This is a genomic window from Nitrososphaera sp. AFS, assembly GCF_009898475.1.
GTDB lineage: Archaea > Thermoproteota > Nitrososphaeria > Nitrososphaerales > Nitrososphaeraceae > Nitrosopolaris.
The window spans coordinates 1-26928 of sequence record NZ_QURE01000030.1 but is presented as its reverse complement, the minus strand read 5'-3'; the positions used below and the strand labels follow the sequence as shown (position 1 = coordinate 26928).

General features: G+C 38.1%; 25 protein-coding genes and 1 pseudogene. 12 read left to right on the top strand and 14 right to left on the bottom strand.

The features are described 5' to 3' along the window. The 3 genes from DYY65_RS12410 to DYY65_RS05230 all read left to right on the top strand — a co-directional run. The coding region (locus tag DYY65_RS12410; RefSeq protein ID WP_236561681.1) for a hypothetical protein at positions 1 to 231 on the top strand (231 nt) is incomplete at its 5' end. A gap of 436 nt (positions 232 to 667) precedes the next feature. Next, a complete protein-coding gene (locus DYY65_RS05235; RefSeq protein ID WP_162476928.1) occupies positions 668 to 847 on the top strand; it encodes a hypothetical protein in 180 nt (59 codons plus the stop codon). Continuing rightward, entirely contained in the window at positions 798 to 1142 is a 345-nt protein-coding gene (locus DYY65_RS05230) for an NUDIX hydrolase (protein ID WP_162476927.1), read from the top strand. The genes DYY65_RS05235 and DYY65_RS05230 overlap by 50 nt, the downstream gene beginning before the upstream one ends. 215 nt (positions 1143 to 1357) lie before the next feature. Here DYY65_RS05230 and DYY65_RS05225 read toward each other — a convergent pair whose 3' ends face one another. The 6 genes from DYY65_RS05225 to DYY65_RS05200 form a co-directional block, all read right to left on the bottom strand. After that, positions 1358 to 1789: a response regulator transcription factor gene (locus DYY65_RS05225; protein WP_162476926.1), complete on the bottom strand. Its 432-nt coding sequence runs from the start codon at positions 1787 to 1789 to the stop codon at positions 1358 to 1360. Between the two features lie 14 nt (positions 1790 to 1803). Further along, positions 1804 to 3258, bottom strand: a complete 1455-nt coding sequence (locus DYY65_RS05220; RefSeq protein ID WP_162476925.1) for an ATP-binding protein — start codon at positions 3256 to 3258, stop codon at positions 1804 to 1806. Then, a complete protein-coding gene (locus tag DYY65_RS05215; protein ID WP_236561680.1) occupies positions 3255 to 4064 on the bottom strand; it encodes a hypothetical protein in 810 nt (269 codons plus the stop codon). Before DYY65_RS05215 ends, DYY65_RS05220 begins: the two co-directional genes overlap by 4 nt. Positions 4065 to 4370: 306 nt before the next feature. Beyond that, entirely contained in the window at positions 4371 to 4712 is a 342-nt protein-coding gene (locus DYY65_RS05210) for a hypothetical protein (RefSeq protein ID WP_162476923.1), read from the bottom strand. Positions 4713 to 5951: 1239 nt separating this feature from the next. Beyond that, positions 5952 to 6875, bottom strand: coding sequence for a DMT family transporter (locus tag DYY65_RS05205; protein WP_201449344.1), 924 nt, complete (start codon positions 6873 to 6875; stop codon positions 5952 to 5954). Positions 6876 to 7018: 143 nt separating this feature from the next. Then, the gene (locus tag DYY65_RS05200) at positions 7019 to 7909 is read right to left on the bottom strand and encodes a HoxN/HupN/NixA family nickel/cobalt transporter (RefSeq protein ID WP_162476922.1); all 891 of its coding nucleotides are present in this window, start codon (positions 7907 to 7909) and stop codon (positions 7019 to 7021) included. Between the two features lie 335 nt (positions 7910 to 8244). Between DYY65_RS05200 and DYY65_RS05195 the strand changes: the two genes are divergently transcribed. Then, complete coding sequence (locus DYY65_RS05195) at positions 8245 to 9036, top strand: sirohydrochlorin chelatase (RefSeq protein WP_162476921.1); 792 nt, start codon at positions 8245 to 8247, stop codon at positions 9034 to 9036. An 80-nt stretch (positions 9037 to 9116) separates the two neighbouring features. Beyond that, a complete protein-coding gene (locus DYY65_RS05190) occupies positions 9117 to 9761 on the top strand; it encodes a DUF4443 domain-containing protein (RefSeq protein ID WP_162476920.1) in 645 nt (214 codons plus the stop codon). Between the two features lie 349 nt (positions 9762 to 10110). Here DYY65_RS05190 and DYY65_RS05185 read toward each other — a convergent pair whose 3' ends face one another. After that, positions 10111 to 10545 carry a DUF2127 domain-containing protein gene (locus DYY65_RS05185; RefSeq protein WP_162476919.1) on the bottom strand — a complete coding sequence of 145 codons (435 nt, stop codon included), beginning with the start codon at positions 10543 to 10545 and terminating at the stop codon, positions 10111 to 10113. Between the two features lie 2365 nt (positions 10546 to 12910). Here DYY65_RS05185 and DYY65_RS05180 point away from each other — a divergent pair. Continuing rightward, complete coding sequence (locus DYY65_RS05180) at positions 12911 to 13138, top strand: hypothetical protein (protein WP_162476918.1); 228 nt, start codon at positions 12911 to 12913, stop codon at positions 13136 to 13138. Positions 13139 to 13182: 44 nt separating this feature from the next. Here DYY65_RS05180 and DYY65_RS12405 read toward each other — a convergent pair. After that, a pseudogene (locus tag DYY65_RS12405) lies at positions 13183 to 13918 on the bottom strand (SDR family NAD(P)-dependent oxidoreductase). A gap of 150 nt (positions 13919 to 14068) precedes the next feature. Between DYY65_RS12405 and DYY65_RS05170 the strand changes: the two are divergent. Both DYY65_RS05170 and DYY65_RS05165 read left to right on the top strand, forming a co-directional pair. Then, on the top strand, positions 14069 to 14389 hold the full coding sequence (locus DYY65_RS05170; RefSeq protein ID WP_162476917.1) for a hypothetical protein: 321 nt from the start codon (positions 14069 to 14071) through the stop codon (positions 14387 to 14389). A gap of 427 nt (positions 14390 to 14816) precedes the next feature. After that, a complete protein-coding gene (locus DYY65_RS05165; RefSeq protein WP_236561679.1) occupies positions 14817 to 15056 on the top strand; it encodes a hypothetical protein in 240 nt (79 codons plus the stop codon). A 451-nt stretch (positions 15057 to 15507) separates the two neighbouring features. Here DYY65_RS05165 and DYY65_RS05160 read toward each other — a convergent pair whose 3' ends face one another. After that, complete coding sequence (locus DYY65_RS05160) at positions 15508 to 15759, bottom strand: hypothetical protein (RefSeq protein ID WP_162476915.1); 252 nt, start codon at positions 15757 to 15759, stop codon at positions 15508 to 15510. A gap of 92 nt (positions 15760 to 15851) precedes the next feature. Beyond that, on the bottom strand, positions 15852 to 17210 hold the full coding sequence (locus DYY65_RS05155) for a phospholipid carrier-dependent glycosyltransferase (RefSeq protein ID WP_162476914.1): 1359 nt from the start codon (positions 17208 to 17210) through the stop codon (positions 15852 to 15854). Between the two features lie 619 nt (positions 17211 to 17829). Between DYY65_RS05155 and DYY65_RS05150 the strand changes: the two genes are divergently transcribed. Both DYY65_RS05150 and DYY65_RS05145 read left to right on the top strand, forming a co-directional pair. Continuing rightward, complete coding sequence (locus tag DYY65_RS05150) at positions 17830 to 18261, top strand: hypothetical protein (protein WP_162476913.1); 432 nt, start codon at positions 17830 to 17832, stop codon at positions 18259 to 18261. Positions 18262 to 18660: 399 nt separating this feature from the next. Next, on the top strand, positions 18661 to 18918 hold the full coding sequence (locus tag DYY65_RS05145; protein WP_162476912.1) for a hypothetical protein: 258 nt from the start codon (positions 18661 to 18663) through the stop codon (positions 18916 to 18918). Between the two features lie 1737 nt (positions 18919 to 20655). Here DYY65_RS05145 and DYY65_RS05140 read toward each other — a convergent pair. Next, complete coding sequence (locus DYY65_RS05140; protein WP_162476911.1) at positions 20656 to 21063, bottom strand: hypothetical protein; 408 nt, start codon at positions 21061 to 21063, stop codon at positions 20656 to 20658. A gap of 2242 nt (positions 21064 to 23305) precedes the next feature. Here DYY65_RS05140 and DYY65_RS05135 point away from each other — a divergent pair. After that, positions 23306 to 23758: a response regulator gene (locus DYY65_RS05135; RefSeq protein ID WP_162476910.1), complete on the top strand. Its 453-nt coding sequence runs from the start codon at positions 23306 to 23308 to the stop codon at positions 23756 to 23758. Between the two features lie 318 nt (positions 23759 to 24076). Here the strand turns inward: DYY65_RS05135 and DYY65_RS05130 are convergent, their stop codons facing one another. Genes DYY65_RS05130 through DYY65_RS05120 form a run of 3 tightly spaced genes read right to left on the bottom strand, consistent with a single transcriptional unit; the run spans position 24077 to position 25333 of the window. Beyond that, entirely contained in the window at positions 24077 to 24433 is a 357-nt protein-coding gene (locus tag DYY65_RS05130; protein WP_162476909.1) for a cupin domain-containing protein, read from the bottom strand. Positions 24434 to 24461: 28 nt separating this feature from the next. Next, positions 24462 to 24656 (bottom strand): hypothetical protein, encoded by a 195-nt coding sequence (locus DYY65_RS05125; protein WP_162476908.1) that lies wholly within the window; start codon positions 24654 to 24656, stop codon positions 24462 to 24464. After that, a complete protein-coding gene (locus DYY65_RS05120) occupies positions 24653 to 25333 on the bottom strand; it encodes a hypothetical protein (RefSeq protein ID WP_201449341.1) in 681 nt (226 codons plus the stop codon). The genes DYY65_RS05125 and DYY65_RS05120 overlap by 4 nt, the downstream gene beginning before the upstream one ends. Before the next feature lie 189 nt (positions 25334 to 25522). Between DYY65_RS05120 and DYY65_RS05115 the strand changes: the two genes are divergently transcribed. Then, positions 25523 to 26143 carry a TMEM175 family protein gene (locus tag DYY65_RS05115; RefSeq protein WP_162476906.1) on the top strand — a complete coding sequence of 207 codons (621 nt, stop codon included), beginning with the start codon at positions 25523 to 25525 and terminating at the stop codon, positions 26141 to 26143. The last annotated feature ends 785 nt before the right edge of the window (positions 26144 to 26928 follow it).

Here is a 26928-nt window from a genome sequence, read left to right as displayed (position 1 = left end):
TGCGGTTATAATAGACCCTGGGAACGGTCAAGTACTATATCATCAGGCTTTAACACCATTTTCAATGGCAGGTCATTCACCTATGTTTGCAAAAGGTGGGAATGGGATTATTCTAGGAAGATAGAGGGGCAACAAGTAGTTCTGAATGGTGCGCCACATTCAAGCGGGGATATGCGGACAGCCGGTCACCTACACCAAGACAGCCAAATTTATCGATTGCAGCTTAGGTAGAACCTATCCAACTTCATAATTTTATAACCTGCCTTAGTTCCACAAAAAGACAAGTTGTTATGGATACTTCTCAAAAGACAAATTGCCATCATACTGCCGGACATTTGGAGCATCCTGGTCCGTATCGTCACATTGGTCTTGATATTCGTCATTATCGTCACTGGGCTTGGGCTAATTCTCAGTTATTAAGCCTAGAGGCAAGCTTTCTCAAGCGTGCCCTGATTATAAAGACCGTAGTTGCCTTCTTGCGGTCCAAAGAATAAGCCTGTTCTGATTATGGAATAATTTCTGCGCGATTCGACAATATTCCTATATCGAGATCATGGGATCTATAGTTTAAGTAGACTTAATTATTGAAAGCGGGCTTATTTTGATGTAGCTTTTGAATTTCAACTACCAGACGAGACAATCTAAGGTTGTATACAAGAGTAACTGGATGACAGTGTATGAGGACCAAGTTATTAAAGAGACCCAACCAAATGGTACCATAGGTACGTTTAACAGGATAGAAGTTCGTGATTCGGTAATAGTCGTACCGATCTTCGAAGATGGCTCAGTATTGATGGTTGATACCTATAGGCGCAGAGCTTTTGGAGTTACCCGGAGGCCTGATTGACGAAGGAGAGGCTGCAAAAGATTCAGCAACAAGAGAATTGATTGAAGAAACCGGTTACTCTTGTGATAAAATAAGAATAGTAAACTGGTTCTACACTTGGCCAGGGAGGACAGGACAGAGAAACTTCGTTCTTTTGGCGACAAACTTGAAAGCCTACTCGAATCGAAAAGTAGATGAACTCGAGCAAATAAAGGTTCTGAGACTATCTCGGGATGATCTCCTAAAAGAACTTAAAACAGGCGGAAGAATTAAAAGTTGCCTCACAGTCTCAGCTCTACGTGAAGCCTATCTGTGATCAAGGTGTACATTGCTGCTAAAGAATACAAAGTTTTCTTGGTGGTCTAGTTCAGCAAGAGCAAGATGTATCGACCTTTCTTTTGCCACAATTGTTCTCATGGGGAATCAGAATTCACTCTTTTGTTTCCATTAATCCACTTTTGATTCCATTCATACAGACCGTCATGATGTTATTAGAATCACATCATTACTTCGTTTAATTAGACAATTACTCTAGTAGGTGTCCTCATTTAACAGAGCATTTACTTTTCTTATCAACTCCTCATTTCCAATCGGTTTACGGATGAAGAGGCCTTCATCCAACTTGCAAAAATCTTCATCTTTTCTTAACCGACTGAAGTACATCTCGCTAGCAGTCAAAAAGCATATCTTGGCATCGTTATCTAGATTCTTTAATTGCTTATACAAACTGAAACCATCCATTTCTGGCATTTTTATATCCAAGAGGATTAAGTCATAAGAAGCAGCTCTAAAATTCTTTAATGCCAGAATTGGATCATCGTAAGACTCTGCAGCGAACCCAGCATTCTCGAACACCTTCTTTAGAACTAAGCTTACATCTGGTTCGTCGTCTACTATTAAGATTCTTTTGTTTTTACTTTTACTTTTGTTTTTACTTTTATCCCCAGTTTTTCTCGGTTTCATAACGATGGCCTCAATCAGGCTAACTGTGCTAGGTCAGAATTAACTATAGGCAGAGTAAAGAAAAATGTCGCACCTCGCTTGCATTCAACCAACTTGTTGTTGTTTAGGGCCCAGATTCTGCCTCCGTGCGCCTCTACAATACTCCTTGATATAAATAGTCCTAGCCCTGTTCCCTGGAAAGACTTCGAAGCAAATTTCTCAAATAGTCTAGGAAAGACCTCTTGGTGTATTCCTTGACCCGAATCTTTTACACTTATTAGTGCTTCTGAGCTGCTAGTTTGGTTTCGTTGTATGCTAATCACGATATTTCCTTCTTTAGTGAATTTAAATGCATTGGCAAGCAAGTTGAAGATAACTTGTACTATTCTTGCCTTATCTACTTCAACGTAAAGTTTAGAGTGCAATGGTAGATACTCTAGCTGAATTTTAGTGTTGTACTTTATGGTCGGATTTCTTTTGTATTCTTCTATGCTAGATCTTATGATGCCATTTAGATCATACAACTCCTTTTTTAGTTCTAGTGTTTGGCTCTCTATTTTTGTAACGTCCAGTATATCCTCTGAAAGCTGCTTTAGTCTAGTTGCATTCCTAGCTATCATACTAATAGAATCATTTAGTTCTTTCCTTGTTACCGTAGCTTGATTTGTTGAGCTGAGAAGCCCTACGGTGCTAAGTATGGGTTGTATAGGGGTCCGTAGTTCATGTGCAGCAACATTAATGAATTCTTGCTGCATTTTATCATGCAATTTTAGCCGTTCATTCGCTTGTTTAACCTGTTGATACAACTCAATTTGATTCCATAATTTCTCAAAAATGTCAACATATGAAAGAACACCTGCCTTACTATTTGAGTATGTTGATAATCCTATCGCTTCATCGAATGTTGTTTTTGAATCGTCTCTCAGCTCCATAACTAATGATGCTTTCCTGTCGACTACAAGAATTGTAGCTTTGGATCCTGAAGCTTGTTCAGTATCAGTGTATCTAAAATCTATATCTGCATTATAAACAGGTCTCAGAATCTTTATTTGGAGAATGGACTGGAGTCGTCGTTCAACCTCTTCGGTATATGGGACCAAAATTCTTACCCTTACTGATCGTTTCACTGCGGCCTCTGCCGCTAGCGGTATTGCGCCTATTTTTTCTTGACGAATTAATGCGTTACTTGTTGGGAATATAAACAAAATTTCTTGCTTGGCACATCTTACAAGTTCTAAGTACAATAAGCGGCTCCGGCCCGATCTGGGAATTACTTCAATGTCTGATAGATCGACTCCCTCCTCGATATCATATATTCTATCTTTGGCATCAATTGAGTTATCCCATAGCTGTTCGAATATTGAATTGTAGTGTGCTATATAGATGGGTTCGGTACTTACCAAAAGACTCTTTATCATTTTACCTTCTTCGAACTTTTCCGCTGTTGCTTGGAATTCATTATTAGAAACACTGAAGCTAAGAGGTGTCAAGTTCTTTGTATGTCTTCCTCGATCAATAACTTTGCGAACCTTTCATTATTCTTGTGAATAGTTGTGACGCACCTTATTCCCCTGTTTTCGCCACTTTTGTAGCCATCCAAGAATTTCTTGTACGAATCAGAGAATCTATTGTACAAGAATGCGAGTCCGCCTGGTTGAAAACTTATTTTGATCTCGGTAGAAGACTCTATACTCTTTTTAATTCGCTTTATGATTTCAACGCTGTCTCTTATTGCAATGGTTTCGGTTCGGTCGATGCCTTCATCTATCTCTCTGATCCTATTTTCGAGTGGTCTCGAGTTTAGCCATAGGTTTTCGAAGATACGCTGATGCTGATGGACATCCTCTTTTATGTTACTGTAAATCGCACAATCTTGGCTTATTTTCGCAGACGCAGATCGAGCATTTTTTATTTTAAGCGTTGACTTTTTCTTAGGTGACGAGGTTGTCTCGTAAATTGAAATGTATTCCTTATCGCTTACCGCAAAGTTTCCCTTTATCCCCTCTAAATGTCTGATATCGACGCTATTTAATATTGGCTGATTAAACAGGGATGCATTATCTTTCGTAACGTCACTAATCAGTCTACACTCGACTCCCTTCTTTTTCGCTACTTTTATTGTATTGAGTACTTGCTTGATTGAAAAGGGGATTGCAAGGGACTTGGTATCAGCATAAAAATCCCATCTATATCTTGTGTCATTTAAGATTCGACAAAATATCTTTGAAATCTCTGTCTTATTGTGCAGGATTTGCATGATACCACTATTGGGCACAGACGTTCGCATTGTCTCCATACTTTTAAAACTATCTGCCTCTATATTCATCTGCACGTTATTAAATTTAATAGAGTCTAGCTTAGAACTAGGTGTACCAGCCTTATTTAATAAAGAATAAGGCAGTTCCCGTTCCTCGATATCTTTATCTAAATCGATTTTGACTGATAAACAAGGAGCAAATCATGGAATCTTTTATGGTCTGTGCAACTGTACCTCACGTGCTGATTGGCTACCGTTGAATTCACGGCCTGCATGCCTGTTCCTTTATCTTGAGCAAAAAAGTGATTGTAGCTATGTATGTCTTTTGTCCTCTAATACGGGTTTCTAGTGCAATGTTGCGGTTGCAGTTGGACTTGTAGAATTGGATGTCCCTGTGGCGTTTCCATATGCTTGGCTATAACAATTCATAACGTCACTTTGACTGAGTTCTCCGGATGCTGTTTTGGAAGAAGTTGTCACGCAGGAAACAAGACTCTTCAACTTTGCACTACTGCTTTTAGAACTCGAAGAGCTACTTCCTGTGCTGCTAGAGCTTTTGCTACTCTTGCTACCCTTGCTGCTCTTTGCCAGTACCAAATGTGATTGAATGCCATACTGTGCCACGAGTGCTAATCCTATAGCTAGCACAATGGTCAATACAAGAATTGAAGTTGTTTTATCTTTCATATTATATTCCCTTCTAGAGAGGTAAAACATGACATATAAGAGTACTGGAACTATATTCTACTTAATGGATGCATTGAAGCACACTACCATTTTGCCCGTTATGTGTCCAATTCTAGAATACTAACAGATGTAGTACCTCTTTAACTTCGAAGAATTTACAGGCATTATGGCAGGCGCTAAATGGTTGCTCATAACAGCACAGTTAGAAATTCCATGTTGACATAATAGCATCTTCTTATGAGTCCCTTAAATGATAGTATTTTATTCTAGGCTGCATCAGGACGATGCTCAATAATAGAAAACTTGAGGTATATGAAGACTTGAAATTGGCTATAATATTCAATATTCAGATGTGTATGACAGTAATGCATTATCCATACTGCAGGTTCATTCTTCAGTTGGACATTATTGCAGTTCGATCTGTCTCTTTACCATTAGTATCAGATCCTGTATAGAAAGCAGTTTGGAATAAGGCATCTTGCGTACAAATCCATGGTTGGTAGTCTCAAATTGTCTGCATACACCTCAGATCCAGTTAAAAAAATACTTTTACTTTAGCATCTATCTTTCTTATTTCATTGTACTATTCATACCCATTCATTTATTTTCAGCATATTAATGTCAAAAGTCAACAAAGAATAGAAATTGGGTCTAAAGCTAGACAGTACTAGTGTAGAATTATTGAAAGAGTCGACCCTGAATCCTTCACCAAGGTCGATACACAAGACTGAAGTGTTATCTGACTAATTGTCTACAAGTGATATTTTTGTGGTATCTTGTTTTGTACTCGTGTTTATCGCTCCAGTAATACCAATCGCTATTCTCCCAAGGCATTTATCATCAAGACTACACATTCATTTATTCATTAGTTTATACATTTATTTTCTTTTTTCTATTATCTTTCAAGCAGAGCATTTGTATCAAACAGCTTGTGGCTAAAGCATTTCGCATCCTCTTTAAACAAACCTAGAATGTCATTTTTGGTACTTGTTAAGTCATCTCAGAATGAGCCAATTTCGCATGCCAGTTTGATATATCGAAGGAACAGGCCCTTGATAGCAATTTTAGTAGGTTCATAATAGCCCCTGTGTTGTGGTCTGAATGATTAATAGTCAGTGATAATAGATTACTTGAACTGCAGGATATGAAAGAATTGGATAAATGGCAGACAGGTTTCCGCAGCAGTGCCTGAATTCCAACACTAGTCCCGTATATCCAAAAGTAATTATTTATCATTGCTTAGCTTTTTGCTGTTCTAATAACCTTACTTTTATCGTTCATGTAGTTTCGATATATTAGATATATGCCACATAACATTATCACGACTGCGATTATCTGAAATGTGGTAATTCGTTCATGTAAAAGTATAGCTGCTAGAAACATACCAAACACTGCTGAGAGAGAAAGTATTAAGAGCGTAATTGTTGTGCCAATCCTTCTTAAGCCTTGTAAAAAGAAATAAAGAGATAAAGCAAAACCAACTACCCCAAGCAGCAGTATATATGGTACTTCTGTTGAAGTAATGCTTAAAGAAATACCTGACGATATAGTCAGACATAGAAGAATAACACCACCAATAAAGGATTTTAATTGTATTATTTTTGTGATATCTATTCTGTGGGTGAGTATTCTACATATATTGTTATCTAGTGCCCAAAAGATAGTGGCTCCTATTATGAGTAAATTTCCAGGATTTATTTTTAACAGAGAACTATCAAATTGCAGATTCGTCGTGACAATTATTACTCCTCCTAGCACTAATGCTATTGCGATATATCCGATACGATTAAGTTTTTCTCCGAATATTGTTAACGCCAGCAGTATTGAAAATATTACTTCTCCGTTCGATAAAAGTGAGCCATTTATTGCTGTAGTCAGTTTAAGACCAAAGAAGAACATGGCGGGGGCGATTGCGCCACCACAAATTGATGTGATAATTAAAAATAAATAGTCCTTTGTCTTGATTGAATATCTGTCACGTTTTACGACTGGGGTTATGGTCGCACCAGATATGAGATATACAAGGCAAGAAAGCCAGAGAGGATTTACACTAGCTACAATTGGTTTTGCAACTGTAGAAACTGAGCCAAAAAGCAAGGCTCCTATTATGGCTGAGATATAGCCAACTACCAGAGGTCTGGATTTATTTAGATTTACTTTCACAGAAAATAACAACCATTCTTGTGGTTTAACAAGATAGCGGTGAAAGGTAACTCCTAAGTGTTATCATGTGTGATTTCTCTTGTCAGAATAGCGAGGAATCGTTGTTGCTGCCGCGTTTGCTCCTGTTGTCATATTCCCAACGATTAGTGCGGGTCTATTTTTTCGTTAGTATTCTCCTTTACTGAACCGGATATGTCATGGTGGCCACTGAGATGTGTAGTGGTAGTGGTAGTGGTAGTAGTAGCATTGACTGCTTGACTATGCCTAGTAATATAGCTGTAACCAAATCCTGTACCTATGACAGCCACCGCAAGCACTGGACCTATATATTCTGGCAAATCTATATTATATATCGTAGAATATGTCTTGGCAAAGGCCACTATTAGGGCAACGCCACTTAGGGCATATGACATATATGTAAAGGTCTTGGTTTTAAGGATTTTTGAAAATGCTGAACGAACGAATATGCTATCCAAAGTGTCAACCAATATCATCCCTATTGCAAAAAATATAGTAAGACTCATAGCTACCTGAACACCCGCAGTAGCAGTTGCCACAGCTGATACTGTTAAAGCAGATATTTGAGTAGCAGTATCAAATCCAAATCCAAATACTAGTCCAGTAATAGCTGCCGAACCAACAGGTCCTAGAAAATGAGTCCTAGTCACGATCTTGCTTGCAAGAATCGCCGAGCCTGTTCTTCCCCATTTTTTCATTGAAATCATATTGACACCGCCAATTATTGCTAAGGCAGTAGCACCAACTATGCTTCCCCAAAATGCAAGCAGATCTATTTTTCCACCAGTCGCACTGCCTACTACATATATTATTATAACCAGTTCAAGAAATATCGATGATGAATGACCTAGGCTGAAACCTGTTCCTACCCATTTAGCTCTTTTGCTAACATTATGCATTCTTACAAGGTTATCTATAGCGGTGATATGGTCTACATCAAGGGCATGACGCATCCCAAAGAGAAACATTATAGATATTGTCGATAACACAAATAACTTGAGATCGTGTGCTACCATTATCGGAAGCTGCAGCCTCTAGTAATTTTTTTCATACTCTGCTGTTTCAATCGCTAGTATTAAAATATTTGGATGGTTTATCCAACCAAGCAACTGGTGTGCTGTCAGCCAATGGAGCTAACAACCGCCATTTCTTAAGCATAAGTAACCATCTAATCCAACCCTGAAAACAGTTGGACAAACTAGCCTATAACTTAAATAGCAGAGAGTGATTCCGATGCTAGGACTAGATGTGATTAGAATGAAAGCAGGAGTACCAAGATAGAATTGGCAGTGACAAATCAAATTTCCTTCAGACACGATCGTGTAAATGGCCAATGTGAATTTTTAGTCAATTGAAAAAAGCATTACTCATTATTGATAGAGGAAGCCGAGAACCAGAAGTAAGAGAAGAGCTTGAGAGAGTATGTTCACTTGTTAAAACCAAAGGAGGATACTTTTACACAAATTACTGCTTCCTGGAAGTGCTTCCTCCGTTCATTGAGGAAGGACTCAGAAAATGTCAAGATTATGGTGCAGATGTCATAACCGTGATGCCGTATTTTCTCTATCCTGGAATGAAATTAAAGGATTCGGTCAGGCAGACCGCTAGAATCTCTAAGGACCATAAACTGAACTTAGTCATTGCAAAACCCCTAAGTTACCATTCTATGATGACACAACTGGTAATAGATAGAATTAACTGCGTAAAAAAAGACAAGAATATTCAGCACTCTGACCTTGATTGCGACATTCTTCTCATAGGGCATGGTAGCAGCGACAAGAATGCCAGAATTGCTTTTGAATATACTATTGATTCCTTAAGACCTTTTTATCGCAAAGTAGAATTCTGTTTCCTTGAATTGGACAATCCGAATATACAACAAGGAATTAAACTGATGATCGAAGATAACCCAAAAGTTCTCATATTGATGCCCTACTTCCTTCATAAAGGAGCACATATGAAACGGGACGTAATCAATGATGTAAATGAAGCACTAACAAAACACCAGTTTAAAGATATATTTATCACAAATCATTTGGGGGTTGACCAGAAGCTAGTTGATCTTCTTATAGCACGTGCAAGTGAGGTTGAGGATAAAAGATTTTTGTTTCAGTTGGCTCACCCACACACAACCCAGACCTGACCTTATACATGTGGAGTAATTAAATTGTATTTAAAAGAAATTAATATGTATGAGTACTTTGTATAGTACAAATACAGAACATGCATACGTATGTTAAAACCCTTCAAGGGATCTCAAGTAGGTACGCTCCCAGTAGAATACTTTCTTTTGATATAACACACGTTTTCAAAGCATTACAACTAATTGAAAGTAGAGGACATACAAGTAGAGATGCACTCTGTAAAGAGCTAAATCTGGGAGAGGGTTCTGTTAAAACACTAGTAAAACATTTGATGATGGAAAATATAATAGAAACCAGCAATGCTGGCACTAAAATGACAGAGAAAGGTAGGAAGTTTTTAGCAGAATTACTATCATCTATTCCTGCAGAATGTGAGGTACCAAACTGTTCCATTGCACTAGGAAAATTCAATTACGCCATCCTGTTAAAGCAGCTTAGCGTTGCCATAAAGTTAGGCATAGAACAAAGAGATGCTGCAATAAGAGTAGGAGGGGTGGGAGCTACCACTCTATTATTTAGAAAGGGAAAATTTGTGATACCTGTTACTAATATAGATTCTCTAAAAAAAGAACCTCAAATACATGGACTGTTGATCAAAGAATTAAGTCCCAAAGACGGTGATGTAGTAATAATAGCGAGCAGTGATAGGAATGAAAAAGTCGCAGAGCTTAGTGCAAAGAATGCGGCACTTATGACTGTCATGAATCATACTAAGCATAACTAGAACTTTGCTTACCTAAAAGCGTTTTATTTGGACAACTCAACTATCTGGCTATAACAAACTGAGACAGAATACTGTTTTCATCTTCACTGTTCTTTTTTGATTTTGCGTCTATTGCCGAAAAGATAATCCCGAAGAAGTTAAGAGATTTCTGCTATGATGACCGACTCGTTTACTAGTCCAATTGAAGCGTAGCCTCGTTTCGACAATAATACTGCCGTTTGGTAGTTCCTCTAAAAAGGCTTACAATGGCTCGTCTTTATTAATTACTCCAGAACTTTGACGGGGAATAAATTCGCCCTCATTTTATGAAAAATTACGGATGAATTAATGGTAGTCTCGGCCTTCCACCTCAGGCAGTAACTGTAGCGCCCTTCCCAAAGAACATCTTAACGTGTGGTCTATAGAGATAATATAGCACTATTGTATTTATAATTAGATGGAATATTGCAGCAAAATTGCCAGTAACTATTGAAATGCCCCCCATAACAATACCAATAATCGATAAAATCATAGTTATAGTCCACGCCCATTGTTTGCCTCTCCATAATCCATAGGCCATAACAAAATATGCTATTCCTAATGCTACAAGTCCGGCGCCCATCCATGTAGCTAGTGGTACAAATGTATTAGGAAGGGTTGTTGTTATTGTCGTGGGTGAATTTATTCTTGAACCTTGAGTGGTATTATTGGTTATGTGAATATTAGTAAGAAGAGGGGCAATCGCTATTGCTGCAATTCCGCTTGCGAGAAATGCTATACCACCAATTATTGCCAGTATTGCCAATATTGTAACACCTGTTGGTCTATGCTTTTGAATAATATACCACCACTAGTTCTAGTTTACTAGTTATACTTAAGTGTGTAATGCTTTTGTATAAGAAGACGATAGCTATAGATACTCACTCTACTTCGGTGAGTATCTAGGTTAGCATATTTTTTGAGCCACTAACAGTAATATAGTGATTGGCTTATACGCTCAGAACGTGACTCATGTCATGACTGCTTTCTTTGGTTATACGGTCTGCCATCCAATGGGACTTGTTTCATAGAGAAAGGACTGATGTCGGAACGGCCTCATGGGCTAGTTCTGGTGGTTCGTGATCGAGTTGTTCCTCTAGCTCCGCTACGAGTTCAAGCGATCGGTCACAGACCGGCCACCGTCCTGAACCTTTTTTGTGTCAGTATTCAGGAATGGAATAATACAAATTCACGTTAAGTGGCAGGAGATACATTAACAGTCAGTCATAAGGGTACAATTATGGACAAGAGCCATGCTTATTGCGATCACATTTTAATAACGAATATACCCAACATAACAAAAGTAGGCAGCCTGCTACTCCATCTGAGGGATGCACTTCTTGATCTATACCATTGAACTTCAGTTATATAACTGAATTGTATCCGTTTTCTGTCAAAACTTATGCTGCATTTCCTATGATACTATAATAACATCAATGATAATAATTTCTGTAGATAATATATCGACCAACGCCAATTATAGGAGCAACACTATTAGTAGAAACGAAACTGACAAATAATATGTTAGGAACCAGCAAGCTGCTCATAAATTATACACAATCGTTCACTCAGGTGAGATGAGAATCGCAACAGAAAAGAATTCTGATGATAGATGACGACCCTGACGAACCCATCACGTTGCAAGCAGCATTGGAACAATATGGATTTACAACAGATTCTTACAATGATCCCGTAATAGCTTAAAAGACCTTTAGGGAAGGTTTGTACGACCTTGTGGTATCAGATAGTAAAATGCCTGTAATTGAAGGGTTTCTTTTGTATCAAAAATAAAAAGAACAGATGGCAAGGTCAAGATATGCTACTTTACATCCACTGAATACTTTCATGAAGAAATTAGAAAACAACAAGGGTTGGGGGATTTTAAGCAGGATACTTTCTTAAGAAAACCAGTCGAGAACAAGGATTTGGTTAATGCAGTAACAAAAATGTTGGAAGATGGATAGTCTTATTCAATTAACCCGGTCCAGCAGAACTCTGGTTGTAACATAACAATAGGCGCCCGGTCTTTTTCAACAATGCAGATTATCGTACGAATTTAACTCCTGTATAATCCTATCAATCATATAATAAATGGTAACTGTCTTTGTAATGAACATTCTTTCCCTTAACCTTTGTAAGGACGTTTCGGCAAGAATTAAGGTCATCTAAGGAGAACTTGTAATACAACTTTTAAGAACTTTTAAGAACTGAAGGAACAAAGGGGTGCGGCGCCCCATTCTGATACCCAGCCGAAAATCTTCTTCTCATGGCATATTTGTGAATTGTTGAAAACAGAATAGGAAGTGCTTTAGGGGTGATTAGACCTTGAAACTAAGGTCGCAAATCGCTGATATTGTATTTCTCCATCACAGAAATTACAGGTGTCAATCATATCTAGCCTGACATGATATCTGAATATAGCATTTGCGCAGTTTGTGCCTCGGATGCTCTCAATCGAATTTCCTTAATTCTATCACACATATCGCAATGTTGTGGACATTTCCTGTGGATACAGACACTTTGCATACAATTACAACGAAAACACCAAATCTGCTTATATTGAGACAACTGTTTAAGGGTAAACATGAACGGGTATTAACGTTATTAGTAAATTTCCACAGAAGATTTTTGTTCAATATAATATCGACTTAGGAATAGAAGGCCGTTAAATTCCGGAGGCAGCAGGTTAAATTGGTCATTCAGTGATATACTATCCCCTTAAAACTCGCTCGCAGAAAAAATCTGCTACTGTTTATGAAGGGTAGTACGCAGATTCACAAGTTCGCGTCATAGAATCATTTTCCAGAATAATTCCTGGAACGCTTAAAAGCAAATACAAGACATAGATTATGACAAAGAAAATATCGATATATGCTTCTAAGCGGTAGGTGTTGAGACATTTTTACTAGAACACATTTGTTGATCCGTTGATGCAGATAGGAGATAGTGGCAGCATTTCAATCATGAGAGATTGCAGAACAGAAATATAGAGATAATTTAGCATCATAGAATTAGCATACTACAAATAGACAGGATTTCAGGGATGTAGTATTAGGAGAGGAGCTACTTTCCAGTAAATTCAAAGCACAAAAGGTAAAAGCGGGACTAAAGCAGTGCTACAGTCTATCAGAATGCACAAACGAACCGATAATCTGAAAAATACTCGGAAGGGTGGACATGCGAGACGGGCCATGACAGTAGCAATCGATTATTATCCGGAGTTGGGATTTGAAGTTTTGAGACGTGTCCAGGTTGCCAGAAGCGAAATCGGGAGAGAAGGGAAAAGGCAGAGAAGGAACAACAAATGCAACATCAAGCACGACTCAGACGTGCTCCCGCTTGCTACTTCTTTAAATTGATATCTGAAACAAATACACCTGGCTTGCTTGGTTTGGCTGGTCCATTAAATCTGTGCCATTCCTCCATCTACACACAATTCGATACCGGTAACATAGTTACTGTCTTCTGATGCGAGAAATGAGACCGCCTTGGCGATTTCGTTTGGATTACCAAGCCTCCCAAGTGGGATAGTATTCAAAAAAAACGTTTTCAATCTCTCGGAATCTTGGATACTCTGCAAAGCGCGTTCGAAACCAGGTGTGTATGTTGGACCTGGACTGATGGCATTGACCCTAATCCTGCGAGATTTCAAGTCGACCGTCCAGGAACGTGCAAAAGATCGTATAGCAGCTTTAGTTGCATGATAAACACTCAATCCCTCTATCCCCCCCAATGGAGGAGTTCAGTATGATGGAACCGCCATCCCGAAACAACGGAAGCGCTTTTTGTACAGTGAACAGTAAGCCTTTTACATTGACACTAAATATCTTGTCAAAATGTGCCTCAGTAATATTCCCCAATGGTAAGAATTCCCATATACCTGCATTAGCAAAAAGGACGTCAATTGGTCCGCTCTGCTTTACCATGTCGTACAGCCTATCTAGATCTGTGAGATTTGAAACGTCGCACTGAACTCCAGTTACATTTTTCCCTATCTGGTTTAGTGCTAATTCCAATTCGCTTTCGCGCCTTCCACAGATAAAAACGTAGGCGCCTTCTTTGACAAAACGATGTGCAGTAGCAAGTCCTATCCCACTGTTTCCTCCAGTGATAACTGCAATTTTTCCGTCTAGTCGCATAGGAGTTGAATTGGCCTCACTCATATTGGATTAGTAATTCACTCAAAATATTTAAAACCAATCCCAAAGGATTCAATTTGCTGCAAGTTCGCGCCTAACTTTTTATTATAATAATTCATGCTGACATTGACTATAACTTCATTCAGCGTAATGCCCTGTTTCTTACCTTATCTCCATTCAGCCAATGATAACGGTGGTGACGGCGGCGTTGCTGTTAAAGAAGCGGCTGATGCAGGTAATGGGGCTACCTGTAGTACCACTAATTCTGGTAACGGCCGTATGTGCGGTATAGCCATACTCGGTGGTGCGGCCGATGGACAAGACGCCAATGGAGCCAGCAAGAGAAATAACGGTGGTATAGCAGTTGGACACGACAGTAATGCCAACAACTTTGGTGTCGAGGTAAATGGCGGTACAACTTATGTGGGTCGTTACGTTGCGGTAGGCCAGGTATGTGTTAATAAACCCTGAATATGATACCAGATAACTCCAGCCGGCATATTTTAGAACCAGTTATCTGGCTCGCGTACCTTCGACTATATGATTTTTATCGAAAGTAAAAAGCATAGTCAAAGGTCAAGACGACACCCCAACAAGTAATGTAGCAAATTGCTGCATGTCTATAAACCTAACGTAGGTTGCAAAATAGTACGTAGTCATCCTTACGAGTGTGGACAAAATGATCCTCACTTCCTAGGCTAGAGTACTGACAAAAATAAGTTGGCTCCTCCGCTCTTATATGCCAAACACTAAGTAGATATCGAGGCTACTTACTATCTTTGTTCTGAGTGCTCACAGCCTTCACTTGCGATAATTTCAAATCAAAGGCACTTGAAGAGAGAATTTCTTCAGATGCACGAACAAGCATAAAAATGTGGGAATCGTGGGACTAGTGTTAATGGACGCATACTTAGAAGAAGAACTCTATGACATCCTCACATATAATATACAGAATCCTAATGCCCCAGATTTCGAATCAAAAAAGAAACGTATGGAATTTAGGATAAAAGATGGAATTGGCAGGGATCCTAAGCTATATCGTTCAGATGGAACAGCATATCTCCAAAATGGGACTATTAACGCAAGGCAAAAGAAAAAGACGATAGTAAATAGTTTGAATGATCGAGTTGTGTACTAGCTATGCAATGATATGAAACAAACGGTAGACTTGTTGGAATATGCACTAAATAAAGAATTGTTTGTGCACTTCCAGAAAGTGACGAATATGCACTTGTCGTACCTGGATTTACAAGAAACCTTGCTTCAAGTGTTTTTGTAGTTGAACCATCATCACAGGTGAGCACTATGTATATTGGCTCAGGTAGTAAATGTACAAGAAGTAGTAGAACAACCTCCCAAGCTGCCACTTACCCACGTTTGGGTGTTTGCCTAATTGTGCTTGATGAGCTATTACTATATGGTACGGTGTCGGGAGTGTTTATGATTAGCACGTATCAAAATTAAACTATTCATGTTTCTGCAATTTGTAATGGTGTACTAGAAATCGCCCCCTGAAGGCTCCTAACCTATTAATAGACCATATTGATTATTTGTAAGTGCAATCTAATCACATTAGACGGAGTTCCGAGCTATTTCTTTGTCAAAATACAAAAATACTGATTTTCATAGTTAACTCGATAGAACTTGAATAAATAAACTTCATGTGTCCGCCAATATCTAATAGTTTTGAGCTCTGGATCAGAATTGGCGTTATGGGATTGTGTCGGCTTTGCCAAAATGAGATATTTACCATATATCCACGGGCTAACTCTCGAAATATCCCAGTAAATCCCTGCTGATACGTCAATAAACTTCCTAAGCGGCAGGTTGCTTGCAAACATGATCTCCTGACCAACCTGATTAGGCGCAAATAGAACGATGCTTTGGGTGTTGTTTCCTTCTCCTCCCCCTTGCGCATATAATTTTCCAATTGTTATTCCCGTTTGCTATCAACTTTTCTTGAAGGCAATAATGAGGTATAGCTGTCAGACATTGCAATAGTGTTACCCACCTCAAAGGGCTGAGCAAATAATATAATAGAGTAACAAAAAATAACAAAAGCCACTGGGATGATTGTAATTAGAGCAGATTTCCTTTTCCTAGCTTCTTTAATAATTCTCTTGTCTACGAAAAATATAACCGACGTCGATCCGAAGGCAATTACTGGAGAGACAAATACGAGATATCGTCCATTATACCAACTTTTGTCGCCAACAGGATATATCTCACCCGATCCTTGAAGCATGGCTGCAAAGTCTGCCATTATAGGAGTCATTAATGCGACTACCAATATGAGCCTAAAATATAACTGGTTTCTTCCATTTGCAAAGAAATATGCAATGATACCAACGAGTGAGATAATTAAGACAGGTAACCCGTACATGGCTAACGCGACGTTACTCATTATGACTAAAGATGCAATGGGATGCATATGGAGGTGGCTCGAATATGGTCTTGCGGCTGCCTGAACTGCTGCGGAGTACTGACCGTTCGCAAAAAACATTGGGTCTTTAAATATCACTGTATTCCATAGCAGCCATAAGATTATACCTAACACACTTAATGCGCTGGCGAATGCAAGAAAAGGCTCAATTCTGCATTTTTGGCGTTCATTCGTCACAAAAATATAAACAGCTAATATGGCAAGGACCAGACCAAAAGGAAGAAGCCATCCTTCATAACGAGTTAAGCATGCTGCTGAAATGGCCAGGGCACACTTCAGTAAAATCATATATTGACTTACACACGATCCTCTTTTGTTTGCGTAACTATAGTACCAGCCATGAAAGTAATACACCCCAAGCATGAAAAACATGATAAACGGCGCCTCCATCATTGGCACGATTCCCATATATACGACTGATGGATTCAACATAAACAGAACCGAACAAAGTATGCCTAATTTAGTAGAATTAAACTGGGTTGAAGCAATCCGGAATAGTAATAGAGCCGTAAAAGCAGTTGATATTGAACTTACCATAGTACCAGCTAGCCCAGTATGAAACAAGGTATCATTAATGACTAAAGGTAATAACATTAAATGGGTCATTGGCAGCCACACACCGCCCAGCTGAATAAAACCTGGAATTATTGAATCAATTACTCTCCTAGCTATTACAAGATGACTTATTGAGTCACCGTAGTAAAGAAGTGAATATTTGCCCTGTGTGACTAACAAGTAAAATGAAACAGATATACAGGCGGCTATCGAGCCTAGAAATATTAATAGCTCCATTGCTACAGTACTTTTCTGAAAGTTCATTAGAAGTACATTGCCTAATTTTGAGGTCATCTTGGTTCACTCCTTCACTTATCCAACAGATATTCTATACCTTGTCTATTCCGTGTGGACTAAATAAAAGTTCAATAACTGATAATGTCCAGCTAGTCGACTCAAGGTAGAATATAAAGAAATAAGATAGACTGATAAACTTGATCCTCTATAATTAATGCAGATTGTCTTGAGCAAATTCCCTCTGGATCCGCTACGAACTTGTATAGTGCCAAAAAGAAAAATGAACAAAGTTAGATAAAGAGCCATTTCAAGCAATCAACTGCTCCGAGTAGAGCAAAAATCTGAAAGCTATCTGTTGACGCCTCTAGAAATTTAATAGCCTGGTATGAGTGGGACTAAGGAGGAACGCCACAAGTGTTTGCGGTGCAATAAGTAGAGGATACAAGTGGTTGACTTCTGAAGGACCGCGGAGTCATACGCAAAATATACCTTTTTGTTACGATTGGGAAAAAGTCGTTACGTGTGTGACAGATTAGATTGTAAGGGCACTGATCGAAAACAGTGCGTTAATGGGGAAAGCATGTGAGGTTATCTAGCAGCTAGAGCTACTGCCTTTTAAGATCGGGACCGCTGCACGCATACTAGATGACAGCGTTTTGATATTTATTAGAATTCTTTGCAAAAGGCCGGAGAACTGAAAACAGTCATCGAAGACGGAAATGCTGAAGTCGCCAATGCGTCTATCCAAAAGTCTATGTATTTTGATACAACTACGGGGTTGGCGATTTCACATGAAATGTGGACGTTTGATGCAAAAACCCCAGAGTATTTGCAAAAGAACATGGATTATACACTGAACAAGGTAATTGAGAAAATTAAGTGTCCTACACTGGTATTAGAAGCTGAAATGGATGACGCTTTCTCTGGAGGACCCCAGAAGGTATATAATGCCCTCAGATGTCCAAAAAACATATTTTATTCACTGTTAAAGAAGGTGCCGAGGGTCATTGTCAAGTGGCTTCCCTTTCACTATCAAACCAAAGAATATTTGATTGGCTTGGCGAAATTTTTAAAATTGAACGTCCTGCGTTTTAGGGCTGTTCAATAAAGTATGAGAGCACATGGTCTAGATGTTTGCTTTTAAGGGTACACTCCTTGTTGACTGTAATAGCATCATTGTAGACTGTTCAATTTCTATGCTGCCGTTTGAAATGAGGATTGTTTAATAGCAATATGTCTCTATGTTTGTTCATACAGACATGTTTTAATGAATGCGAACTTATCGAGCTTCGACCTAGCCAATATATTCCTCTAATGTCCCTTTATCGAGGCTTACATGATTGTGGTAATGAGTCATGATATGTGTTATTTATCATGTATCCTAAATAAGTAGAAATCTGAAGTTGTAAAAAAGATTCGTTTCTGAACTAAACGATATACATAAATGATTCTTGCAACTTGAAAAGTTATGCCTCTCAACCCAACCTTTAGAGGATTCATGGAGCAAATGATAGATAATTCATTACCAGGCCTCACTCATCTGGCAAAAACATTGCTAGATCCAGAAAGGAAAGCAAGTCTAAGAATAAATAATGAAAGAGATTTTACCTTGGGAGTTGCTCTCGGAATAATACAGCAAACACTCCTTATTGGTTTTTACAATACCTACCAAAGAGCCATAAATGACCAAGAATTGTCAGAAATAGGTAGTATCATCTCTAATCGACTACCTCATATTCGCGAAGCAATGTTCAATGCTGGATAAGTCATTAACTGCAATCTAGAGCTGGAGAGCGGTATTTTCTATTAGATCGATCCAGTGAATTTTCAGCCTTCGTCGTATATTATTATTTAAAATATCCAGAGGAAACTAATAGCGTTTTAATGAGCAGAAATGTGTGTCATAATCTATTAAGTCATAGGTCCAATTTTTAAAACATAAACTTCAAAAGCAACTTATCTCCTCAAAGGGAATACAATATTACTAGCACACTGTGGTATAGCTGGGGTCCGTGCGTTGCGCTGTGGTGGTGGTGACGCACAGGACCAACCAACTAAAATTTACGGCGGTGATTTTTAATAATTTGTCATTATATTCCTGCTTTTGCAACCAATTTTCGTTAACTTTACCGTAGAAGATTATTTTTTATGTAGTAAGACGTTTAGATCATCTCCTTTTTTCAAAGAGATCAACCATGAATCCAGCTTATCCGAGCATATAGTCCCTGCTTACCGTAATGCCATCTTCTTTTGTTTGTAGCAGTTGGGCAATAACATGAAATTTGGATGGGGTATGGCACCAAGCTTACCCGCGAAGACTATTCTCAAACCAATGAAATGGTTGTTGGGAACCTGTTTGTGGGTACGCTCTCTTGAAAGTATCACACTTGTCAGCAGCATAAAGCTTTGAAAGGTGGCTTAGCCCTCGACAATTGAAAGCCTTTGTATTTCTGCATGCGGAGGCTTTCTGTTTGGTGCATAAGTAGCAGGATATCTCATAAAGTCAAGAAAATAGCAGGGGTAGTTGGTGAAAATAGCCGGTTATGTACCTATCGTATAAAGGATTGGTAGATGTACAGTGGGCGGCGCGGATGCTACAATGACTACATTAGCAAATACGGTATGACTTGTAGTTAGGAGTAGAGCATCACAGTTTCCAGCACATCTGGCCACACCGGAAGTAGCACCATCAGCAACCTCTTAGAATCAATTGATTTGCATTTGAAATTAGGATTGACTGTTTACTTCATTCAATAAATACACTTCAAAGCGATACAAATTACTTTCAAAAATAATAACAGGATACGATATTAGATATTTTGCAGACCCGGCATCTGATTATCCAAACTACTTATCAGAAGTACAACAAATGGTTAAGTCTCTTCAGATTCTGGGATTGGGAGAAGTAAAGCCCACAGCTATACAACAAAAATAACACTTCCTGTTTTACTTAGCATCCCTACAATTTTTCGTACAAACTTTGATCCCTCTCTAAGTCATTTTAGATATAGTCTTCAATATGCCCAAAAAACAAGCTAGTCGTTTGGTCTTTGCAATTTTATGATTCATCATATTAGGTTAAAGACGAACTGGCAGGAACTGGCATACCCTTCAAGGGAGTAAGTATTAATCATAGAATTGGAAGAAAGTAGCACCAATCTGTATAAATTGTCCTATTTTGGCCCAGAGTTCTTATAGTAACACAAATTATAAATAATTTGTTCTAATTATTCTCTTCATTACTAGATCCTCTGAATCCAACAAATTTACAAAGGTAGAATTAGACGAAATTAAAGATGCACTCGAGGATAGTTTGAAATATTATAAAGATTTGCTTGATGACGCTCCATCCAATCCAGAAACAAAGACAATGAATGTCGAATATGCGCGAGCCAGAATCAAAATCATTGAATCAATAAAGAGAAAATTGGAGCACTAAAAGAAACGCTGTGGAATTATCAAGCGATACGTTACCTAAGGTACTAAGTTTGTTGTAACGATTCTAACTCTTGCTTTTATTGCCGTGCAGGAGTACTTTCCTCAAATCATTGTCCGCAATCATATTGTTGATGAATCCATCCCTTTGCTCAAAGGTTAAAGCATCATTACAATATTCAATGGCATCAACTGCTCTAAGTTTCCAATAATCTTGTTGTGCCCTACTAATCAGCATTTGTGCTTCATGAACTACTTTTCCAACTGAAGTAAGAAAATATCTTCCATTTCTTCTAGTTATAAGACCTGCAGTTGTCATGGCGGACATCCTTGAATAGTATTGTTTTCTTGTCAGTTTTAATCTGCTAATTGCAACTGTGGGGCTATCGGTTGTTAGGGCAACAGTCTTAAAAAGGGCAAGAGATTTATCGTCAGAAATTACACGCAATACATTACAAATATCTAATTGTGCCAAGTTTGGAAACCTCGATATTCGAAGCTGAATTCTTATATATATAGTATTTCAAAGCCGAGCTCTTACCAAAATCGATTGCCAGAATCGGGAAGGTCAAGGGAGCCCATAGCAACTACCCACTTTCAAAATCAGCATCAGAATACGAGTGACCATAGAAATAAAGGATCAGATGACATTGGAGTTTGATGACAAATCAACTTTGGCTCAAAATTTTGCTATTCGTTTTGCTGAGACAGGTTGAAACAATGGCAGTCGATTACCGCTTCAGCTTCAGTTATGTCTCACATTTTGGGTTCACACTGAAAATAGTGTTTAGGCACATTCAATAACAGTGATTCCGCTCCGTTTAACTAACTCATGGAAATGGAAGTATAAAGGGCGTCGAATCCCTTTGTGAGCACTTGGAAGAATCTGGATGGTGATGATTGTCGCAAAGTTTCTCATAGTCGCCGCTATCATGATCTGCATTGGCTTGTTGCATGCCGTTAACCAAGCATATTCCAATCGCCAACTCTAATAGGACTAATAATCCAATAGTCCAAATTGCTAGAACCGTTCTATACCATTGAAAAAAATAGACTTTTAAAATTATATTCTTTTTGTACTATTTCCATTACATTTTCTTCTAGTATTTTATGCTGACCATTTACCAGTCAAAAGGGGTAGAAGATTGGGACTAAAACATTATTGAATAGAATCAAGCAGACCTAAATGTCATAGTACCTCCGGACAAGACAGGATCATGGGACTTTAGGTCATTTACCTTTGTCCCAAATCAAATAATCGTTAGCCAACGAGACAAGGTTATTCTTCACTTCATAGCAGTACAAGGCGTACTTCACATGATAACTGTTGATGTGGTAAGAACCTTTGCACTTCATAATGAGAGATACATACAGTATCTTTCATAGCAAACAACCCAGGAAGTATAAGATTCTGGTGTAGCATACATCAGCCGAACATGGTTGGAAGGGTACTGGTGCTACCAAGATCAGTATAATTATGATGGCAAAAGAGAAAACAACATGAACTGATATTCGTTACAGGTATAGGTATATCACATACATGACGAATATCGTCCTCGATTCTTTTGTAACTCTTCAAAGGTCCCAAGATCACCAATCACGCTTGATGCGATAGAAAGACTGTCACGTGATGGTGAATAAAATACCTAATACATTAGGCTTTTCAATATTATCTAATTAGAGTATATGAATCAAGTCAGGTCAGATTTCTTTCGAAGTGCCAGTAGATAAATAGCATAATACATTTTCTCAAAATTGTTTCCCTTTGTGAGTGGTCCCATATATTGAGTCTCACTTCTGATTAGATACTAATCCCTGAATTTCAAAAAATGGCAAGTATGTTTTCGATTCTGTGTAAATTATTACTTCTTCAGGTAGGTAGCTTGAGTATGACGATAAATACAAGGATGCTAATGATAGTAGTATTTCAACATGCAGAATCTGCAATGATAGGTCTACTGGTATTCTTCAATTAGAATGGGAATATTGCGGGTGTAAGATAGGCAATTTAGAATAAGGGAAAGAGAATCTGGGGTACGATCTTTTTGAAATTCTATATAATAACCCTAAAATCAGGCTAAAAGATACAGGACGAACCAATGTAGTGAAAGTAAATGACAGGATTGTATAAGCTAAACATATGAGAAAATAATTTTTTCGACATTCTTGTGTTTGCAATGACCGTCCATCATGTTTTGAAGATAGAATTGTTAATAGACAAGAACCGTTTTAATAACTTGGTATCCATGGAAGAATGGGATCAAGCCATTAATGATTTTGTATTAAGATGTAGTAGTTGCTGGAGGACAAGGTAGCAATATGCTAAAATTATCCGTACCTCGAGAGAAAAACACTATTGCGAGAAATGTTTGGGTATCTACGATCTCTGTTATAGCTAACTCGAATAATTATTATTATATTTTTTGAAGAAGTACGATCCCCAGAATAGCAAGACTAGATTAGAGGGGTGTTAATGGGGTCTTATTGAGGGTTATTGAGGGTTTTCATTTGCCCGGTATAGTCATGATAACTTGTTTATTTGGTTTATTCATGAAAAGTACAATATGCTCTAAAATATGCTCACTTACTTGGCAATGTCGCATTAATGGCAAAATCATATTGAATTTCCATTATAAGTAATTCAGTTACATAAGCAATTTTAAGGAGAGTGATCTAAACTTAGATTAGGTAGATAGGTTGCCTAGGTAAAACGGAATGTGATAAAAGAATCTAGGAATAGCAAGTCATCAACTGCTAATATAATTGCTAGTGGAGATAAAGATCGATATTGGAAAAGAATATTGATTATAGATGATAGTTCAGATATTACTACTACATTCAAAATTGGAATAGAAAACAATAACATTAACTCCGACAAAAAGATTGACGCTCATACATATAACGATCCTAGAGCTGTTTTGCTCGATTTTGAACCAGACGTTTATGATCTCCTATTAATTGATATTAATATGCCTTACATCAATGGATTTCAGTTATCCGAAAGAATTTTGGAAATCGATATCAATGTCAAAATCTGCTACATGTCTTCAGGGGAAATAAATCGTGATGCATTAAGAGAAGTTCATCCGTCTATTAGTTTGGGGTGTTTTATGAGAAAGCCGGTTTCAATTGATTATTTTATTGGCAGAGTAATTGCAGAATTGGAATAAAGTAACCAATAGATTCGGCAGTGGTTGACTACTAGTGGTACCTTAACTGTTATTAGTAATCTTCTACTTTATCTCCCTCATTACCTTTTTCAAGTACCGCTTCAAATCATTTTCTTGTATAGAAGATTCAATTCAACAGCAGTTTCCTCTCCTTTCTTGAACTATTTGAAGAACAATTGCAAATTAATACTCTGCTTGTGAACTCATGCTTCATTTGTACCAGCCACTGCTATTGGATTAGTACAGTAGTAAATCCAATAGATAGCATCTGACATCTCGTAGAGACTCTCGTTATTTTGCTACGTCTGCTTCAGCTTACTATTTTTTCGCATAATCCTTAAATCCGGTAAAGTCAACCGCAACGACAGGCTCATTTCCAACAACCCATGCATTGTGTCCGGGTGGAACGGCTAGAGCATCTCCAGCGCGAAATTCCTCTTCTGTGCCATCGTCCATTACAACTTTCATTCGTCCTGAAACTATATACTGGGTGTGTGGTGCTTGGCAACTATCGGTTTTAACTAATGGTTTGACGCATTTTTCCCAACTCCACCCTGGCTCAAGGGTCGCTCGTCCAATAGTCACTTCACCAAGGTTCGCAAGTTCCAGCTTTCCTTTCTCAAACGTTCGAGTTTCGTCCGGAGAATCTAAATTTTTCTTTTGCATTCTTGCCATGTTATTAAATTAGAAATGTTTACTTTGTTTATAAGCATTCTTTCATTGTTGCAGCTTTCTCCTTCTTTAAAGAGAGTATGCAACAAGATATTGCCACTCCCTTTAAGATATCGCCACCTTGACCTAGTGCATTTGCTATTCCGATCAGCTCGAAAACTGGATAGGGGGCAAACACTCTATTGACTATTTCCATAGATAATGTGGTAAGTATAAATCTATTCATCCCTCCCAGAACCACATTGTAGTCATGCCTTTTCCAGATCGGTCATACCAATCTTTGTATAAACCAATCATATCAGAAAAAGAAGCAAGGTTTCCTGATGTACTTTTAACGATGACATGGCCTGTGTCATGTAGCTTCCCATCGTGCAAATAATGTCCTATTGCATCAAATCTGTAAGTCAGTATTCCATTTCCCATCTTTGAAACAACCGCACCATTTCCGAATGTATAGACACTTCCATCACGTCTAGTAACAAGATATGCTGTACCAGTATCAGTATCAGGCATACCTGCTAGGGTTCCATTACCTTTGAAAGCTGTCGCTTGAGCATGTGTTCCATTGATAAACATAGGGCTGGGAGCTGAGCTATTGTCAGACTCTTTATAGACAACAAATGGGCTTCCTAATGTTGGGAAAGTGTTGTTGATTGTTACTACTTTTGCTAATGCTACTAATGATGAAGTGTTTGATATTTTTACTAGTGAAGTAACACCTTGTTCAGCTGCAGCTACAGCTGTCTGCATTGGTACGTAAGGACAAATTGCCATGACAAAAATAGCAGTGATGATCGGAATCACTAATGCATCAGTTGCACTGATCTGTAACTCTATTTCTGATAATATTGGATTTCTGTTATTAGATGTCGTTTGTCTCCTGTATAGAAACCTCTTTCCCATGAATACATCATAATCTAGTTGCAGATAAGCTTTCCCAAACGCGACTGCCCTTCTAATTAGAAGCACATATCCATTTGATTAATTGTAGTAGTTCCAAAGAAGGGTAAAGTTTTAGATACTAACATAGGCTTCAAGAATCAGCGCACCCTATCTGATTTCTTTAGTATCATGGCCATAAAGTGCAGAAGAATGAATTTAGCTCAAATCAAAGTGGAGTATCTTATTTCCTTTAGTGATGCCCTTTTTGCATTCTCTATCACTCTTATGGCTTTATCCTTAGAATTACCAAACTTGCACAACAACATCTTAGAACCACAGTTAACGAAATTAATAGGTCAAGAGTTAATACCCAATATCATCCATTATGTAATCAGTTTCCTTGTAGTAGGGATGTATTGGATTGGTTATCACAGGATATTCGAATATATAAAAAGGACCAACTTGACTCTGACTTGGCTCAACTTGGTATTCTTGCTCTTTATTTCATTAGTAGCATACTTCACCGGTCTTCTTTCTACTTACAGTACCTATAGAATAGTTGTCATAAGCTTCGCCAGCGTTCTCGCAGCTACTGGATTTATCTCAATTTTAATGTGGTGGTACGCTACAAACAATAGAAGGTTAGTAGATGAAAATTTAGACTCGGATTTGGTTAGATATTATCTAATTAGGGGTCTTGTTCCTCCCCTCACGTTCCTTCTTTCAATTGGAGTTTCATTTATTGATGTTCAATCGGCCCTGTACTTTTGGATAATGATGTTTCCTGCAAATTTTATAGTAAACAAAATACATCAACGTCCGCATTTTTAATTGTAATACACTCAGAGCTTTGAGCCGCTAATTTCCTGAGCAACCTAGCCTAAGTTCACCCATATATGTAAGTCATCCAATGTTCTGTTTTATGTTTTGCATATTGTGTTTTTGGGATGCATCCTAGCTACTGTGAAAGCAACTGAAATCTCTACAGTAGTAACAATATCCACAATTAGGACAGATTGGTCTCTTAAGTGTTGGGATAAATTCAGCATAGCAGTTAAAACATTCCAAATTCCTAATCCTTTTATTTAATAGTGAAATTATAACCGTTGTCATACGCCAATGGAAGAGAAGAAAGAGAAACGAGAGCAAGAGCACTCCCTTAATCATGATATGAAATAACGCTCAGTGTCTAAATCTAACTAAAATTAAACACTGGAGATATTAATACACCCTTTTAGCATTTTTCTTATTATAGTATACCGATAAAGAAATTCAAAGGGACGGGCTTTCCATCATAGAAAAAATCCGACTCATAATCAAGGCGCTCCAAAAATCACGTAAAGAAGATATTCCCCTTCCTTTGGTATATAGCAGAATCTGCAGATGCCTTTATTCATACCTTGGAAACTATGATGTAGAAGAGACAGAGAAAGGTTGGGAATAGGAGAACCGTGAACCGCGCTAGCATAAATAACAAATTTTCTATTTCGTGAACCCAATCAGTCTACATCAAACTCTATAAAATAATCAAATAAATGCAGTTGGCAAACTGACAAGGTACTTATTATTGATAAAAGATATCTATCATATACTAACTATTCTTAATTTTATACTTG